14 protein-coding genes are annotated in these 16122 nt (G+C 67.2%); 8 read left to right on the top strand and 6 right to left on the bottom strand.

The genetic code is table 11. The annotated features are described in order from the left end of the window. Window position 1: 1 nt before the first annotated feature. The gene (gene aceF, locus AC0IZS_RS13680; protein ID WP_471636113.1) at window positions 2-1486 is read right to left on the bottom strand and encodes a dihydrolipoyllysine-residue acetyltransferase; all 1485 of its coding nucleotides are present in this window, start codon (window positions 1484-1486) and stop codon (window positions 2-4) included. A gap of 115 nt (window positions 1487-1601) precedes the next feature. On the opposite strand from aceF, the gene AC0IZS_RS13675 reads away from it, so the two are divergent. Next, window positions 1602-2732: an iron-containing alcohol dehydrogenase gene (locus AC0IZS_RS13675; protein WP_471636112.1), complete on the top strand. Its 1131-nt coding sequence runs from the start codon at window positions 1602-1604 to the stop codon at window positions 2730-2732. 37 nt (window positions 2733-2769) lie between these two features. Then, window positions 2770-4230, top strand: a complete 1461-nt coding sequence (locus AC0IZS_RS13670) for an aldehyde dehydrogenase family protein (RefSeq protein ID WP_471636111.1) — start codon at window positions 2770-2772, stop codon at window positions 4228-4230. Window positions 4231-4389: 159 nt separating this feature from the next. On the opposite strand, the gene AC0IZS_RS13665 is transcribed toward AC0IZS_RS13670, so the two are convergent. From AC0IZS_RS13665 to AC0IZS_RS13650, 4 genes are all read right to left on the bottom strand, one after another. Then, window positions 4390-5385, bottom strand: coding sequence for a Bug family tripartite tricarboxylate transporter substrate binding protein (locus AC0IZS_RS13665; protein WP_471636110.1), 996 nt, complete (start codon window positions 5383-5385; stop codon window positions 4390-4392). Next, window positions 5382-6281 carry an alpha/beta hydrolase gene (locus AC0IZS_RS13660; RefSeq protein WP_471636109.1) on the bottom strand — a complete coding sequence of 300 codons (900 nt, stop codon included), beginning with the start codon at window positions 6279-6281 and terminating at the stop codon, window positions 5382-5384. The genes AC0IZS_RS13665 and AC0IZS_RS13660 overlap by 4 nt, the downstream gene beginning before the upstream one ends. A 151-nt stretch (window positions 6282-6432) precedes the next feature. Continuing rightward, window positions 6433-7338: a LysR substrate-binding domain-containing protein gene (locus AC0IZS_RS13655; protein WP_471636108.1), complete on the bottom strand. Its 906-nt coding sequence runs from the start codon at window positions 7336-7338 to the stop codon at window positions 6433-6435. A gap of 121 nt (window positions 7339-7459) precedes the next feature. Continuing rightward, a complete protein-coding gene (locus AC0IZS_RS13650; protein ID WP_471636107.1) occupies window positions 7460-8497 on the bottom strand; it encodes an amidohydrolase family protein in 1038 nt (345 codons plus the stop codon). A 256-nt stretch (window positions 8498-8753) separates the two neighbouring features. Here AC0IZS_RS13650 and AC0IZS_RS13645 point away from each other — a divergent pair, with 256 nt between their 5' ends. Next, entirely contained in the window at window positions 8754-9803 is a 1050-nt protein-coding gene (locus tag AC0IZS_RS13645; protein WP_471636106.1) for a porin, read from the top strand. Between the two features lie 121 nt (window positions 9804-9924). On the opposite strand, the gene AC0IZS_RS13640 is transcribed toward AC0IZS_RS13645, so the two are convergent. After that, on the bottom strand, window positions 9925-11550 hold the full coding sequence (locus AC0IZS_RS13640; protein WP_471636105.1) for an FAD-dependent monooxygenase: 1626 nt from the start codon (window positions 11548-11550) through the stop codon (window positions 9925-9927). Window positions 11551-11783: 233 nt separating this feature from the next. Here AC0IZS_RS13640 and AC0IZS_RS13635 point away from each other — a divergent pair, with 233 nt between their 5' ends. The 5 genes from AC0IZS_RS13635 to groL all read left to right on the top strand — a co-directional run bounded on the left by AC0IZS_RS13635 (window position 11784) and on the right by groL (window position 16082). Beyond that, complete coding sequence (locus tag AC0IZS_RS13635; RefSeq protein ID WP_471636104.1) at window positions 11784-12137, top strand: putative antibiotic biosynthesis monooxygenase; 354 nt, start codon at window positions 11784-11786, stop codon at window positions 12135-12137. 10 nt (window positions 12138-12147) lie between these two features. Continuing rightward, the gene (locus tag AC0IZS_RS13630) at window positions 12148-12987 is read left to right on the top strand and encodes a fumarylacetoacetate hydrolase family protein (RefSeq protein WP_471636103.1); all 840 of its coding nucleotides are present in this window, start codon (window positions 12148-12150) and stop codon (window positions 12985-12987) included. Window positions 12988-13017: 30 nt separating this feature from the next. Beyond that, window positions 13018-13599, top strand: a complete 582-nt coding sequence (locus tag AC0IZS_RS13625) for a VOC family protein (protein ID WP_471636102.1) — start codon at window positions 13018-13020, stop codon at window positions 13597-13599. A 369-nt stretch (window positions 13600-13968) separates the two neighbouring features. Next, entirely contained in the window at window positions 13969-14259 is a 291-nt protein-coding gene (locus tag AC0IZS_RS13620; RefSeq protein ID WP_057200209.1) for a co-chaperone GroES, read from the top strand. A gap of 170 nt (window positions 14260-14429) precedes the next feature. Next, window positions 14430-16082 (top strand): chaperonin GroEL, encoded by a 1653-nt coding sequence (gene groL, locus AC0IZS_RS13615; protein ID WP_007854022.1) that lies wholly within the window; start codon window positions 14430-14432, stop codon window positions 16080-16082. Window positions 16083-16122: the final 40 nt, after the last annotated feature.

Raw genomic sequence — 16122 nt, 5'->3', positions numbered from 1 at the left:
CTCACAGCAAGATCCTCCGGTAGTCGGCCAGGAGTTGCACCAGGTAGGCGTTGAAGCGGCCGGCGGCCGCGCCATCAATCACGCGGTGGTCCCAGCTCAGGCTGAGCGGCAGCACCAGGCGCGGCTGGAAGGCCTTGCCATCCCATATGGGTTTCATGGCACTCTTGGACAGGCCCAGGATGGCCACTTCGGGCGCGTTGATGATGGGCGTGAAGTGCGTGCCGCCAATGCCGCCCAGCGAGCTGATGGACATGCAGCCGCCCTGCATGTCGGCCGAGCCGAGCTTGCCGTCGCGGGCCTTCTTGGCGAGGTCTCCCATTTCGGTGCTGATCTGCATGATGCCCTTCTTGTCGGCATCCTTGAGCACGGGCACCACCAGGCCATTGGGCGTGTCCGCCGCGAAGCCGATGTTGTAGTACTGCTTGTAGACCAGGGTGTCGCCGTCCAGGCTGGTGTTGAACTCGGGGAACTTCTTGAGCGCGGCCACCACGGCCTTGATCACGAAGGCCAGCATGGTCACCTTGACGCCACTCTTCTCGTTCTCCTTGTTGGTGGAGACGCGGAAGGCTTCGAGCTCGGTGATGTCGGCTTCGTCGTTGTTGGTGACGTGGGGGATCATCACCCAGTTGCGGTGCAGGTTGGCGCCGCTGATCTTCTTGATGCGCGAGAGGTCCTTGCGCTCCACCGTGCCGAACTTGCTGAAGTCGACCTTGGGCCATGGCAGCAGGTCAAGGCCTGCGCCGGAACCACCACCGCCGCCTGCAGGCGCCTTGGCGGCCTGGGCCTTGGTCTGGGTCGCGCCGCTCATCACCTGCTTGGTGAAGGCCTGCACGTCGTCCTGCCCGATGCGGCCCTTGGGGCCGGTGCCCTTGACTTCTTCGAGCGGCACACCGAGTTCGCGGGCGAACTTGCGCACCGAGGGCGATGCGTGGGGCAGGCCTGTGATGGGGCCGCCGGGCTGGTGGGCGGGCACCGATGCGGCGGCAGGCGCCGCGGCAGCTGCGGCCTGTGCCGGCGCGGGGACTGCGGCAGTTGGCGCTGGCGCTGGGGCACCTGCATCCGCCACCTCCAGCACGGCGATGGCGGAGCCCTGCTTGACCTTGTTGCCCACGGCGATCTTGATCTCCTTTACCACGCCTGCGTGGCTCGACGGGATCTCCATCGACGCCTTGTCGGATTCGACCGTGATCAGCGACTGCTCGGCCTTGACCGTGTCGCCGGGCTTGACCAGCAGCTCGATCACGCCGACTTCGTCGAAGTCTCCGATGTCCGGAACGAGGATGTCCAGCCGTGTCATGGCGCCTCTCCCGGTGCCATGGCCGTGGGGCGTTGCGTGCTGGCGGGCGCTGCGCCATGCAGCAGTGTTGCGGTCGGTATGTCTGTCATTGGGGTTCTCCTGGGCGGCAGACTGTAGGCGCACGCCCCCGGCATTTGGCGCTGAACATGCTCGCCATAGTGACCCTGCGCAGCACGAAATGCTGCGCATCGCACTGCGCCGGCGAGCGGCCGGCTGCGGGTGATTCAGTGACGCTATCGGCGGTCCGAAAAAGCCATCTTCCGCGCAGCGCTGCGGCTGCCTACGATGCAACGCAATGACCGCCGTGCCCTCGCCTTCCCTTCACCCCGCCGTCCTTCCCCTGCCCCGCTGGCTCCTCGGTCCCGGCAGCCTCTCTGGCCTGCCCGGCGAGCTCACGCTGCTGCGCGTGGCGCGCCCCCTGCTGCTGAGCGACGAGGGGCTGGCGCGGGCCGGTGTGCTGGAGACGGTGGCGGCCTTCCTGCCGCCTGATACCGCACGCCACCTGCTCGCCGCAGAGGACCCGACCTGCCGCGATGGGGACCAGGCCTTCGCCGTCTACCAGGCGTCTGGGTGCGACGGCATCGTGGCGCTGGGCGGCGGCTCGGTCATCGACACCGCCAAGATCGTGGCAGCGCTGGTGCAGGCCCCTGCCGACGGCGCGCGCGGCCTGCTGGGCCGGCCCGAACGCATCGGCCCCGGGGTGGCGCCGCTGCTGGCGGTGCCGACCACCATCGGCACCGGCAGCGAAAGCTCGCCCGCCACCGGGCTGCACCCCGACACAGGCACGCGCGCCATCGGCACGCGCAGCCCCTTCCTCGTGCCGCGCTCGGTGGTCAGTGACCCGCAACTGGTGCGCAGTCTGCCGCCGCGGCTCGTGGCTGCCACGGGCATGGACGCGCTGGCGCACTGCCTGGAAGGTTTTCTCGCCGACCCGCCGCACCCGCTGGTGGACGCCATCGCCCTCGACGGCTTGGCGCGCGCCTACGGCCACGTGCAGGCGGCGCTGCACGCCGACGCGGACGCTGCGCGCCAGGAACTGATGGTGGCATCGTTCGCGGGCGGCGTGGCCATCCACAAGGGCCTGGGGCCCGCGCATGCGATTGCCCTCGCCTGCGGTGACCAGCGCCTGCACCACGGGATGATGGTGGCGGCCGCACTGCCCGAAGCCATGGCCATCGCTGCCGACAAGGTGCCGGCCAAGTCCGACCGGCTGGCCCAGGCGCTGGGCCTGCGCTCCCGCTTCGACATCGCCCCGGCACTGCGCGAGCTGAACGCCGCGCTGGACCTGCCCGCGCACCTGGGCCGCGCCGGCTACCGCGTGTCGGACCCGGACGGTCTGGTCCAGGCCATGGCGACCAGCCCCTTCAACCGCAGCGCGGCCTACGCGCCCAGCGCCGACGAGTACCGCGCAATGGCAGCCACGCTGCTCTTCTGACGCCACCAATTCGCCCCAGAACCGGAGACACGACCCCATGCCCCCCTTGATCGACCACACCACCCACTTCATCGCCGGGCGCTGGAGCGCCCCCGACGCAGCCACCTTCCCTGACCGCAATCCGTTCACGGACGAGGTCGTGGCGCAGGTGGCCGCCGGCACGCGCCAGCATGCGCAGGCTGCCATCGATGCGGCGCACGCCGCCTTCCCCGCCTGGGCGGCGATGCCGCCGGGCCAGCGCCAACGGCTGTTCCTGGCTGCGGCCGACATCGTGGAGCGCCGCACCGAGGACTTCGTGCGTTTGCTGGCGGCCGAAACGGGCACCGCCTCGGGCTTTGCGCGCTTTCAGATCCGCTGGTCCATCGACCTGCTGCGCCAGGCCGCGGGCTGGGGCTACCGGCCCGCAGGCGACGTGCTGCGCAGCGACACCCCCGGGCGCTTCGCGATGGCCGTGCGCAAGCCCCTGGGCGTGGTGGCCGGCTTCGCGCCCTGGAACGGCGCCTTTTGCCTGGCCTGGCGCACCGTGGTGCTGCCCATGGCCTTCGGCAACACCATGGTGCTCAAGCCCTCGGAAGAGGCGCCCCTGTCGGCCGGGCTGGTGCTGGCCGAGGTGCTGGAGGAGGCCGGCTTTCCCGCAGGCACCTTCAACGTGGTGACGCATGGCCCCGGCGAGGCCGGCCCGATCGCCGACGCGTTCTTCGAAAGCCCGCACGTGCGCAGCATCAACTTCACCGGATCTTCGGCCACGGGCCGCATGCTGGCCGAGCGTGCGGGCCGCGCGCTCAAGCGCATCGTGCTGGAGCTGGGTGGCTACAACCCGCTGCTGGTGCTGGACGATGCCGACCTCGACCTGGCGGTGAACGCCACGGCCTTCGGCGCCTTCTTCCACCAGGGGCAGATCTGCATGAACACGCGCAAGGTGCTGGTCGACCGCAGCATTGCCGATGCCTTCGTGGAGAAGCTGGCGGCCAAGACGCGCTCGCTGCCCCTGGGCGACCCGGCAGCGCCCGGCACCGTGATCGGCCCGCTCATCAACGACCGGGCCCTGGCCCAGGTGCGCCAGCGCGTGGAAGAAGCCGTGGCACTGGGCGCGCGCGTGGTGACCGGCGGGCGCGCCAACGGCCGCGTGTACGAGCCCACCATCCTGGTGGATGTGCCGGCAACGGCCCCGGTGAGCTGCGAAGAGACCTTCGGCCCGGTGCTGATCGTGCAGCCCGTGGACAACGCCGAGCAGGCCATGGCCGAGGCGCTGGCCACGCCCTACGGCCTGTGCGCCGGCATCCTCACGCGCGATGCGCAGCGCGGCCTGGCGCTGGCGGACCGCTTCGACTGTGGCATGGTACACATCAATGGCGCCACCATGGCCGGCGAACCGGCCATGCCCAACGGCGGCGTCAAGGACAGCGGCTGGGGGCGCTCGGGCCACTACGCGATTGAGGATTTCACCGAGGTGCGCCTGACCACGCTGACCCAGGGCGCACTGCAGTACCCGGTCTGAGGTTCTCGCCGCAAACCAAAGGCCCTGGCTGCAGTTCTGCGTCCAGGGCCTTTTGCCTTGCTCTGCCTGCTTCCACAAAAGAAAGCCAGCCGGCACCGGCCAACTGGCTTTGCTTGCATCGCGCGCACCTGGCCTGGCCATGGCGGCCAGGCCCAGGGATCAATCCGCCGTGATTCCTGCGCGCTTGACCACGCCCTTCCAGCGGGCCAGGTCGCTGTTGATCAGCGCCCCCATCTGCGCCGGGCTACCCGTGCTCACGCGCAGGCCCTGCTTGGCCAGTTCGGCCTGCACGTCGGGGCGGCCCATCGCCTCGACGAAGTCACGGTTCAGGCGCTGCACCAGGTCGGCCTGCGTGCGGCCTGGCGCGAGCACGGCGTACCAGGCGTCCACCGCGTCCATGGCGGGGTAGCCCTGTTCGCGGAAGGTACGCACCGCGGGCAGCAACTCGCTGCGCTTCTCGCCGGTCACGGCCAGCGCCCTGACTCGCCCTGCCTGGATCTGTGTGCGCAGCGAGGGCACGGAGCCGAACATCATGTCCACCTGCCCGCTGATCAGGTCGGTCGTGGCATTGGCGATGCCACGGTAAGGCACATGCACCACGAACAGGCCCTGGTCCGCCTTGAACAGCTCCATGGCCAGGTGGTGCGGCGTGCCGTTGCCCGGCGTGGCGTAGTTGAGCTTGCCCGGCCGGGCCTTGGCCAGCGCGAGCAGCGAGGCCACGTCCTGCACCGGCAGGGCGGGGTTCACCGCAAGCACGAAGTTGGCTTCGGCCAGCTTGGCCACGGCGGCGAAGTCGCGCGCTGCGTCGTAGGGCTGGTTGGGCTGCACCGCAGGCGTCATGGTGTGGGTGTTGATGGCCATGAGCAGGGTGTGGCCGTCCGGCTCGGCCCGGGCCACGGCCTGCGCGCCCATGGCACCGCTGGCCCCGGGCTTGTTGTCCACCACCACGGGCTGGCCCCACTTGGCGGCCAAGTGCGGACCGATCAGGCGGGCAATGGTGTCGCTGCCGCTGCCGGGCGTGAAGGGCACGACCAGGGTCACGGCCCGGGCCGGGAACGCGACGCGGGCCTGCGCGACTGCGTCCCACTGCACGGCCAGCAGGCCGGGAGCAGCCAGGCAGGAGAGCAGCTGTCTTCTGCGCAGTGCCATCGTCATGCAGCCTCGCAAGCGCATTGCAGGGCGAATGCCAGCTGCTGCAGCTGCAGCGCGTGGCCGTAATGGTGGAAGTCCATGCAGTGGCCGGTCTGCTGCACCATGGCGGCATCGACGCGCGGCGAGTGCGCCAGGGCCCGCGCGAAGCCGGCGACCTCGTCGGCGCCCATGATCCAAAGCGGGTCCTGCGCCGACTGGCGGTAGTGCACCGGCACGCGGATGGCCGAGAGCGTGGCGGGTGCGTTGTCCGTCCAGGTGCTGACGATGTCCACCAACTCGGCCTTGGGCGCAGGCGCGTCGGCGGCCTGGCTGGCCTCGACCATGGCGGGGGCATAGCTGCCTGCAGGGCCGAACATCATCTGCACCTTGACGGGGCCGGGCATCTCCACGGTCGGGGTGTCAGGCAGACTTTCCCACAGCGGCTTGTGCTCGGGCGGCGTCTTCAGGCACATGCCCGACAGTGCAATGCCCAGCAGCGGAAAGGCGGGCGCTGCACTGGCCGCTTCGGCCGCGATGCTGGCCGTGATGGCGCCGCCGATGGAGTGGCCGATCAGGAAGATGCCGCGCGTGCCCTCGCCATAGCGCTGCCAGCAGTCTTCCAGCGCCTTGAGCAGGTAGGAGGCCTGTCCCTTCACTGTGCTTTGCCCTGCGGGCAGGGCCGGGCTGCCGCCGTAGCCGGGGCGGTCCAGCGCCACCACGGGGATGCCGTTGGCCACCGCCCGGTCCAGCAGCGATGCGCCGGGAATGTCGAAGTAGCGCGAGGTGTAGGTGCCGCCGTGCAGGGCGACCACCAGGGGCAGCGGGGGGCGGCTGTTGCTGCTGCCGGGCAACCGCACGCGCCCGGTCAGGTCGCCCGCGACCTTGGCGGCAGGGCCGGGTTGGAATGATGAGGTATTCATGCTTTTTGTCTCCGTTGAAAGGCTTCCGTGGGGCCATGCCCGGGGGCACACCCACCATCGAACGCGCAGCGTAATGCCTGGGAGAAACAACGGACAGATGAGAAAGATGGAGAACCGATGCTGCGATTGCATCGCAGCGGGCACCGCGGCCTCAATGCACCACGGTGTCCATGTGCAGTGCGGCCCTGCGGATCATGTCGCAAAAGTATTCGGCCGCGGGCGTGAGCGGAAGGCCGGTGCGGCGGACGATGCAGATGGGCGGCGCAGCCAGTGATTCCTGCACATCGATCTTCTGCAGAAATCCCTTGAACAAGGGTACCTGCGCCCACTGCTGGGGCAGCATCGTCAACAGGTCGGAGTGCGCCACCGTGAAAAAGAAGGTCAGCGCAGAGTGGCCCTGCACGACCAGCCTGGGTGCGGGCAGATCGTGCTGCTTGAACAGGGGAGAGAGCTCATCTTCGGCACGGTGCGTCACCGAGGTACTGACCCATTCCGCGCCCACGAGGTCCCGCAGGGACCTCGCGGATGACAGCGGGTGCCCTTTGCGCCCCAGGATGACGCGCTCGTTGTCGAAGAGCTTCTCCACCGTCAACTCGCCGGACACCTCCCCGAGGATCGGGCCGATGTAGAAGTCCATCGTCCCGCCCGTGAGCTCCAGCTCCACCCGAGGCAGTACGGCGTCAAACAGGTCCAGGGTTACCTTGGGGAAGGCCTGCCTGAACGGCCCCAGGGCGTTGGGAAGCAAGGCCATGTGGGCAACGCTCGAGAGGCACATCCGGATGTGCCCATGGGTCGCACCTTGCAGCTGTTCAATCTCTTCCTGGGCGCGCCGGAACTCGCTGCGCACCGCCTTCGCACGCCGCAGGAATACCTCTCCCATGGGTGTCAGTTGCACGCCTTTCGCACGGCGCTCGAACAGCACCGCCCCGAGCTCCTTTTCCAGCTCCTGGATGCTGCGCGTCATGGCCGGCTGCGCCAGCCCCAGTTGGCGCGCTGCGGCACGCAAACTTCCACGCTCCGCCACTGCCAGAAAATCACGAATCGAGTTGAACTTCACTGGCGGAGCTTGGCTTGGGATGCGCTATGGAAAGAGGGAGAAAGCCAAAAATTATCGACCCTCCCTCGTGCGCCATGCATCGGGGGAATCCCGCACCATCGGCCCGATGGCGGCAATGCGTTCAGCAATCGCCGTGCATCCCGAGCAGCTTGTACGCGTTGCCGAAGTACAGCTTGCGCGCATCGCCTGCGTTCAAATCCAGCTCCTCGATCGAGCGGATTCCCTCGCGGATGAACATGGGCCCGCCTTCGGGGTCGAACGGGCAGTCGCTGGCGAAGACCACATGGTCCGCGCCAAAGAAATCCAGCCCGCAGCGCAGCGCGGAACTGGACCCACCGAGCACGGTGTCGCCGTAGAACATCTTGAAGTATTCGATCGGCGGCCTGGACAGGCGTTTGAGCGCGTCGGCGTCTGACCCATCGATGCTGCGGCTGCCCAGCTGGGCCCACAGCGTTTCAGCACGCCCGGAAAAGTACGGCAGCATGCCGCCGCAGTGGTGCGTGATCAGGCGCAGATCGGGCAGCTTTTCGAGCAGCCCCGAGAACACCATGCGGGCCATGGCGACACTGGTCTCCACCGGCCAGCCCAGCACCTGCCAGATCTCGTACTGCGACTTGTCCTCGTCGGGGTAGTCGGCCCGGCTCGCGGGGCGCGTGGGGTGCATCCACACCGGCATGCCGTGCCTCTTGGTCACGCGCTCGAAGATCTGGAACAACTCGGGCCGGTCCAGGGCGCTGCCGTTGACGCTGGTCAGCATCTGTACGCCCTTGGCTCCGAGGACCTCGATCGCATAGTCCATCTCATCGAGCGCAGCCGCCGGGTTGTTCATGGGCAGCGAGGCCACGAAGGCCGGGAACTTGTGCGGCCACTGGCGGCAGATTTCGGCCATGCCTTCGTTGGCCACCCGCGCGTAGCCCGGAGAGACATCGGGCCCGCCCAGCATTTCCGGCGACGGCACCGCACAGGTGATGACCTGCCGAACCTCGGGCCACTGGTCGAGCATGTTCACACGTGCCTCCATGTCCCAGAGCATGCGCAGGGAATTCATGCGCCGGACCATGCCGGGCTCCTTGCCGTGCCGGTTCACCAGCTCCAGGTAGGCGGGGGGCATGACGTGGTTGTAGATATCGATCTTGATGGGCTTTGCAGTCGTGGTCATGGGTCTCGGCGTCTCCTGCAGGCACTTTAAGCGACCCGGGCTGCTGCCCGGCAGATCACAAAAACGCGCATGCGCCACGGATTCTGAATCGCTCCAGGCCGCTGGCCATCCCCTGCACGGGGTGAGGCCCGAGAGATACGCCAGCGCTATCGAACCGACGATTCCGTCATCTGTTGCGGAACATCTTCGCTGCCTATCTTCAGGGCCCAGTTGCTCGCAACCCCATGCGGTGACTGACAACCCATCAGGAGACACAGTGAAAAAATCCATGCTTGCCGTGGCAGCCGTTGCTGCCACCGTTCCGTTTTCCACCCACGCCCAATCGAGCGTCACGCTGTACGGCCGCATCAACGTCGGCGTCGAGCACTTCAGCTACGGCTCGACGCCCACGCGCGCCGCATCGCGCCTGAACGTGCTGACCACTGACGCGTCGCTGTGGGGCGTGCGTGGCAGCGAAGACCTGGGCGGCGGCAACCGCGCCTTCTTCAAGCTGGAGTCGGGATTCCAGGCGGACACGGGCGCGGTCACCGACTCCACCAAGTTCTTCAGCCGCGAATCCTACGTGGGCCTGAGCAGCCCCACCTGGGGCACACTGCAGCTGGGAAGCCAGTGGGCGCCTGGCCTTTGGCAGTCGCTGCGTGCAGACCCGTTCCTGCGCTTCGGCCCGGGCGGGCAGCCCTATGTCCTGCAAGTGCAGCGCGGCTACACCCTGCGCTACGACAACGCCCTGCAGTACCAGGCGCCCAAGTTCGCGAACCTGTCGACGCGCTTCTACCACGCCCTGGGCGAGGGCCAGGCCGCAGGCAGGGCCAGCGCCGCCAGCATCGACTACGACGGTGGCCCGCTGTACCTCGGGGCCTACGTGGAGCAGAGCCGGGTCGACGGGGCCACCGTGGGCCGGCCCGGCGGCCCGGTCTCCAGCCGCACGACATCGCTGGCCGCGACCTACGACTTCTCGGTGGTGAAGGTCCACGCCCAGGCCCAGACCAACCGCGTGGCAGGCCTGCCCAACGTCGACGGCTACCTGCTCGGCCTCTCGGTACCCCTGGGCGTGGGCCAGATCAAGGCCTCCTACGTACACAAGGATGCCAACAACGCCGATGCCTCGTCCCTGGGCGTCGGCTACTGGCACTCGCTGTCCAAGCGCACCACGCTGTTCGCCAACGTGGCGCGCCTGTCCAACAAGGGCCTGGCGGCCTACCGCATGGGCCCCGCGCTGGCCGAGCAAGGTGCCCTGGGGCCCAACGGGCCGGTGGCCGGACAGAACGCCACGGCCATCAACATCGGCATGATGCATTCGTTCTGACGTGATGCGGGCGCACCCGATGCGCCCCTGATGCCCATGAAGCATCGCCGCAACACGCACGGTGTTGCGGCGATTTTTCGTTGCCCGACGCTGGGGCGGCTACGCCGCCCGATGCAAGGCCTCAGCCGCCCCGCCCGCTCACACGCGCCAGCAGCGCCGCCACATCGGCGGGCACGGCGTCGCCGCGCCAGGCCACGTGCTGGTCCGGTCGCACCAGGGCGTGGCGCGCGCCGTACAGAGCCGCCACCGAGCCCTTGGGCGCCTGCACCACGGTCAGCGGCAGGCGGCAGGCCCGTGCTGCAGCCTGCACCTGCTCGACGCTTGCGTCTTCCGAGCCGTCAGTGACCAGCCAGGTGAAGCCGGCGCCGAAGGTGTCGTAGAGCGAGCGCCCGTCGTGCAGCCAGGCGTGCGGCGCGATGCTGCCGGGGCGCCCCGAGGGCAGGTAGTTGAGGAAGTCGGCGGCGGGCTCGGGCCCCTCCTCTGCGGCGATGATGGGGGAGGCCGCGTAGCGGTAGCCCTTGACCACGCCCAGGGTGTTGAACTCACGCAGCTTGGTGGCCATGACGCGCGCGCCGATGGCGGCCCGGGCCTGTGCGCCCGCTTCCGAGTCGTCTTCCAGCCCGTCCTGCACCAGCTGGTTGCTCAGCGTCGAGTGGTTGGCCGTGGCTTCGTCCAGCACGAACTGGTGTACCGGGCGGCGCTCGGCCTCGTAGCTGTCCAGCAGCCTCGCGCCTCCCCAGCCCTGCAGCACGGCGGCCAGCTTCCAACCCAGGTCCACGCCGTCGGCAATGCCCATGTTCATGCCATAACCGCCGAAGGGCGGGTGCAGGTGGCAGGCATCGCCCGCCAGGAACACGCGTCCCTGGCGGTAGCGGTTGGCCAGCAGCTTGCTAGCCACCCATTCGTCGGAACTGAGGACCTCGTAGGGCAGGTCGATGCCGGTGGCACGGCGGATCAGCGGCGCGGCGTCGGCCGCGCGGAACTTGACGCTGTCGGACACCGCGGTGGGCATGAAGAACCAGCGGTCGCCGCTGTCCATGGGGCCAATCAGGCTGGGCACGTCGGTGTTGACCTGCCAGTACATGATGGCCGGGCCATGGCGGTGGGCCTTGTCCAGGCCGGGCGCGCGGAACACCACGTTGTAGTTGCGCGAGAGCCCGTAGGTGCCCTCCATCTTCGCACCGATGGCGTCGCGCACAGCGCTGCGGGCGCCGTCCGCACCCACCAGGAAGTCGGCCACGATCACGGACTCGCCACCACCTTCGAGGTCCTTGACCCGGGCGGCCACGGTGTCACCCTGCTCGAAGCCCAGCAGCTCGCAGTTGAAGCGGATCTCCACGCCCGGCAGCGAGGCGGCGTGCTCGCGCAGGACCTCCTCCACCGTGTACTGCGGTATCCACTGCGCATGCTCGGAGTACATGGGGTTCTTGCCGGGCGCGCAGTACATCGCGTTCTCGAAGCGGGCCAGCTCATGGCCGGCCAGCCGTGTCACGAAGAGCACATTGGAGGGGTAGTCCACGCCCAGCGGCGAGGCCTGGCGCAGCTTGTCGGCAATGCCCCAGCGGCGCAGGTGCTCGCGCGTGCGCACATTGGTGGTCTTGGCGCGCGGCGCATGGCCTACCCGGGCATTGCGCTCGATGACCAGGCAGGGGATGGAGCGGTGGCCCAGTTCGATGGCCAGGGCCAGACCGGTGGGGCCTGCACCGACGATCAAAACGCGCGGCGTGGTGCGGGGGGTGTGAATCATGTTGTCATCCTTGGCTTGTTGGCGCAGCTGTCGTCGCTCTGCGAGTCGGGATCGTAGAAACGAAGCCAGGGTGCCAACAGATGCCGCACGCATTGCATTGATAGCTGTTTTCGATCACCTGGCCATCGATGGCGCGAAGTTGATTCACTGGCGGCATCGGCAGGCGCTTTTTTCTATCTCCCGCGGCAGCAGCACCGGTCCTACGATGCGCTCCCATAACAAAGGAGATGGCAGTGACAGCCGAGACAACCCCGTGGATACGTTCCGCGTTCTGGACTGGCCGGGTCAAGACCGGCGCCGAAACACGCTTCAAGCAGCACATGCAGGAGGTGCTGGTACCGGGCCTCGCGGCCATGCCCGGTGTGCATGGTGTGTACGCGCTGTGGCCTCGCAATCTGGAAGACTCCCCGCCCGCCATCGCCTGCCAGGTGCTGGTGACCTTTGCCAGCCGCGCCGACCTGGAGCGCATGCTCGCGTCCGAAGAGCGCCGCCAACTGCGCCCCCAGGTGATCGAGGCGGTCTCCATGTTCGACGGCAGCATCAGCCACATCGAGTTCGTGGCCAGCGCCCCCCCAACCCCCTACTGAAGTCCATCCCATGAAGCTGCTACGCCATGGCCTGCCCGGCCAGGAAAAGCCCGGCGCCCTCGACGCCGCCGGAAATGTCCGCGACCTGTCCCTGCTGGTTGCCGATTTCACCCCCGAATGGCTCGCGCCCGAGAAGCTAGGCGCGTTGGCGGCCATCGACCTCACCCGCATGCCCGTGGTGCCCGCAGGCACGCGGCTCGGCGTGCCGGTGGCCGGCATCCGCCAGTTCGTCGCCATCGGCCTGAACTACCGCAAGCATGCACAGGAAGCCGGCATGGAGATCCCCAAGGAGCCGGTGGTCTTCAACAAGGCCCTGACCTCGATCGCCGGGCCCAACGACGACATCACCCTGCCCCCGGGCTCTGAGGCCGGCGACTGGGAGATCGAGCTGGCGTTCGTGATCGGCACGCTGGCACGGCAGGTGCCGGTCGAGCGCGCGCTGGCGCACGTGGCCGGCTACTGCCTGGCCAACGACGTGTCCGAGCGCGACTGGCAGATCAAGCGCGGCGGCCAGTGGGGCAAAGGCAAGAGCTTCGACGGCTTCGGCCCGATCGGTCCATGGCTGGTCACCGCCGACGAACTGCCCGACCCGCAGGCCATCCCCCTGGAACTCAGGGTCAACGGCGAGCTGCGCCAGCGCAGCAACACCTCCGACATGATCTTCGGCGTGGCCGAGGTGGTCTCGCACCTGAGCCAGTTCATGACGCTGCTGCCGGGCGACGTGGTGATCACCGGCACACCCGAAGGCGTGGGCCTGGGCATGAAGCCCAACCCCGTGTTCCTGCGCCGTGGCGACGTGATGGCGCTATCCGCCGGCCCGCTCGGCACCCAGACGCAGCGGGTGGTCTGAGCCCCCTCTCTCTTCTTTCAGGAGTTGTCCATGACCGATACCATACGCCCCCGCTCGTTCGCGCATGTCGTGTACCGCACCTACCGCTTCGAGCAGATGCTGCAGTGGTACGTGACCGTGTTCGGCGGCCATGTCCAGTACCAGAACCCCGTGATCGCTTTCGTCACCTACGATGACGAGCACCACCGCGTCGCGCTGCTCAACCTGGGCATCATCAAGGGCGACTCCCAGGACCGCGCGCCGCGCGGGCAGCCCGGCGTGGACCATGTGGCCTATGGCTTCCAGAGCCTGACCGAGCTGCTCGCCAAGTACGCCGAACTCAAGGCCCGGGGCGTTCTGCCGTATTGGTGCATCCACCATGGCGTGACGGTCTCCATCTACTACGCCGACCCTGATGGCAACCAGATGGAATTCCAGGCCGACTGCTTCACGACCAACGACGACGCCAACGGCTTCATGAACGGTCCCCATTTCGAGACCAATCCGATCGGCGTGGAGTTCGACCCCGAGGTCTACCTGGCACGCCTGCACATGGGAACGGCGGAGACCGACCTTCTGCCGCGCAAGGAACACCTGCCGGTCTCCGAGATCCGCGGCAGCCTGATGGGCTAGCCGGCGCCGCGTCGGCAAGGCGGCTGGTGCACCCCGCGAACAATTGGCACCTCCAAGGATTCGGGCCCCTTCGCGGGCCCTTTTTTTCGCCTGGAGATCCTGGACCTGTCCGCTGGTAGCTTCGGGTAGACCACGCGGCAACCGACACAATTAGTTACGAAATCCCCATTCGACGGTGGCGGTCCTCACAACCGGATGCGTGTTTGACATCTTCCAATCACCCCCATGTCTTGAAACGGCAACAAATGCCCGTATCATTAGCACTCACTGCAATGGAGTGCTAACACCCCTTGCTGGATGAAGTTTGGCAGCGACTGGCTTTTCCAGGCGCTGCGTACTGTCGGTAATTTTTGAACCAGGAGCAATGCAATGAACCTTCGCCCCCTGCACGATCGCGTGATCGTCAAGCGTATCGAAAGCGAAACCACGACCGCCTCCGGCATCGTGATCCCCGACAACGCCGCTGAAAAGCCCGATCAAGGTGAAGTGCTGGCCGTCGGCCCCGGCAAGAAGAACGACAAGGGCGAACTGCTCGCCCTGAACGTGAAGGTCGGTGACCGCGTTCTGTTCGGCAAGTACTCGGGTCAGACCGTCAAGATCAAGGGCGACGAGCTGCTGGTCATGAAGGAAGACGACCTGTTCGCCGTAGTGGAGAAGTAAAGCTACTGCGCAGGCGCCATGCGTCGCTGCGCGGTGCTCGCAATCCTCACGTACAGGAAGTACGTTCCGGTTGCTGTGCTCCGTGCGCCTAGCCTGGCACCTGCTCGCTGCGCTTTCCCCTCTCCCCCAAGACAGTCGTAATTGATTCAGTTAATTTTCAGGAGCTCCAAATGGCAGCAAAAGACGTAGTTTTCGGCGGCGAAGCCCGCGCACGCATGGTTGAAGGCGTGAACATCCTGGCCAATGCGGTCAAGGTGACCCTGGGCCCCAAGGGCCGCAATGTGGTGCTGGAGCGCTCGTTCGGCGCCCCTACCGTGACCAAGGACGGCGTGTCCGTGGCCAAGGAAATCGAACTCAAGGACAAGCTGCAGAACATGGGCGCCCAGCTCGTGAAGGAAGTGGCCTCCAAGACCAGCGACAACGCTGGTGACGGCACCACCACCGCGACCGTGCTGGCCCAGGCCATCGTGCGCGAAGGCTTCAAGTACGTGGCCGCCGGTATCAACCCGATGGATCTGAAGCGCGGTATCGACAAGGCCGTGACGGCCCTGGTGATCGAACTGAAGAAGGCTTCCAAGCCCACCACCACCTCCAAGGAAATCGCACAGGTCGGCTCGATCTCTGCCAACTCCGACGAAACCATCGGCAAGCTGATCGCTGACGCCATGGACAAGGTTGGCAAGGAAGGCGTGATCACCGTGGAAGACGGCAAGTCCCTCGACTCCGAACTGGACGTCGTGGAAGGCATGCAGTTCGACCGCGGCTACCTGTCGCCCTACTTCATCAACAACCCAGAAAAGCAATCGGCCATTCTGGACAACCCCTTCGTGCTGCTGTTCGACAAGAAGATCAGCAACATCCGTGACCTGCTGCCTACCCTGGAGCAAGTTGCCAAGGCCGGCCGTCCGCTGCTGATCATTGCCGAAGAAGTCGAAGGCGAAGCCCTGGCGACGCTGGTGGTCAACACCATCCGCGGCATCCTGAAGGTCGTGGCCGTGAAGGCTCCTGGCTTCGGCGACCGCCGCAAGGCCATGCTGGAAGACATCGCCATCCTGACGGGCGGCAAGGTCATCGCCGAAGAAGTGGGCCTGACCCTCGAGAAGGTGACCCTGGCCGACCTGGGCCAGGCCAAGCGCATCGAAGTGGGCAAGGAAAACACCATCATCATCGACGGCGCCGGCGCTGCTGGTGACATCGAAGCCCGCGTCAAGCAAGTGCGCGTGCAGATCGAGGAAGCCACGTCCGACTACGACCGCGAAAAGCTGCAGGAACGCGTGGCCAAGCTGGCCGGCGGTGTGGCCGTGATCAAGGTCGGCGCTGCCACCGAAGTCGAAATGAAGGAAAAGAAGGCCCGCGTGGAAGACGCACTGCACGCTACCCGCGCTGCCGTGGAAGAAGGCGTCGTGGCCGGTGGTGGCGTGGCTCTGCTGCGTGCCAAGCAAGCCGTGGGTGACTCGGTCAAGGGCGACAACGCCGACCAGGAAGCCGGTATCAAGCTGGTCCTGAAGGCCATCGAAGCGCCCCTGCGCGAAATCGTGAACAACGCCGGCGGCGAAGCCTCGGTGGTGGTGAACGCTGTGTTGGCCGGCAAGGGCAACTACGGCTTCAACGCTTCGAACGACACCTACGGCGACATGCTCGAACTGGGCATCCTGGATCCCACGAAGGTCACCCGCACGGCCCTGCAGAACGCTGCCTCCGTGGCATCGCTGCTGCTGACGACCGAAGCCATGGTTGCAGAAGCACCCAAGGACGAGGCCGGTGCCGGCGGCGGCATGCCCGACATGGGCGGCATGGGTGGCATGGGCGGCATGGGCATGTAATTGCCCGGCCTGGCGCAGTGACCCGCTCACTGCGCTGCCA

The organism is Acidovorax sp. AC410 (assembly GCF_979253235.1).
This window is presented reverse-complemented; position numbering and strand designations above follow the sequence as displayed.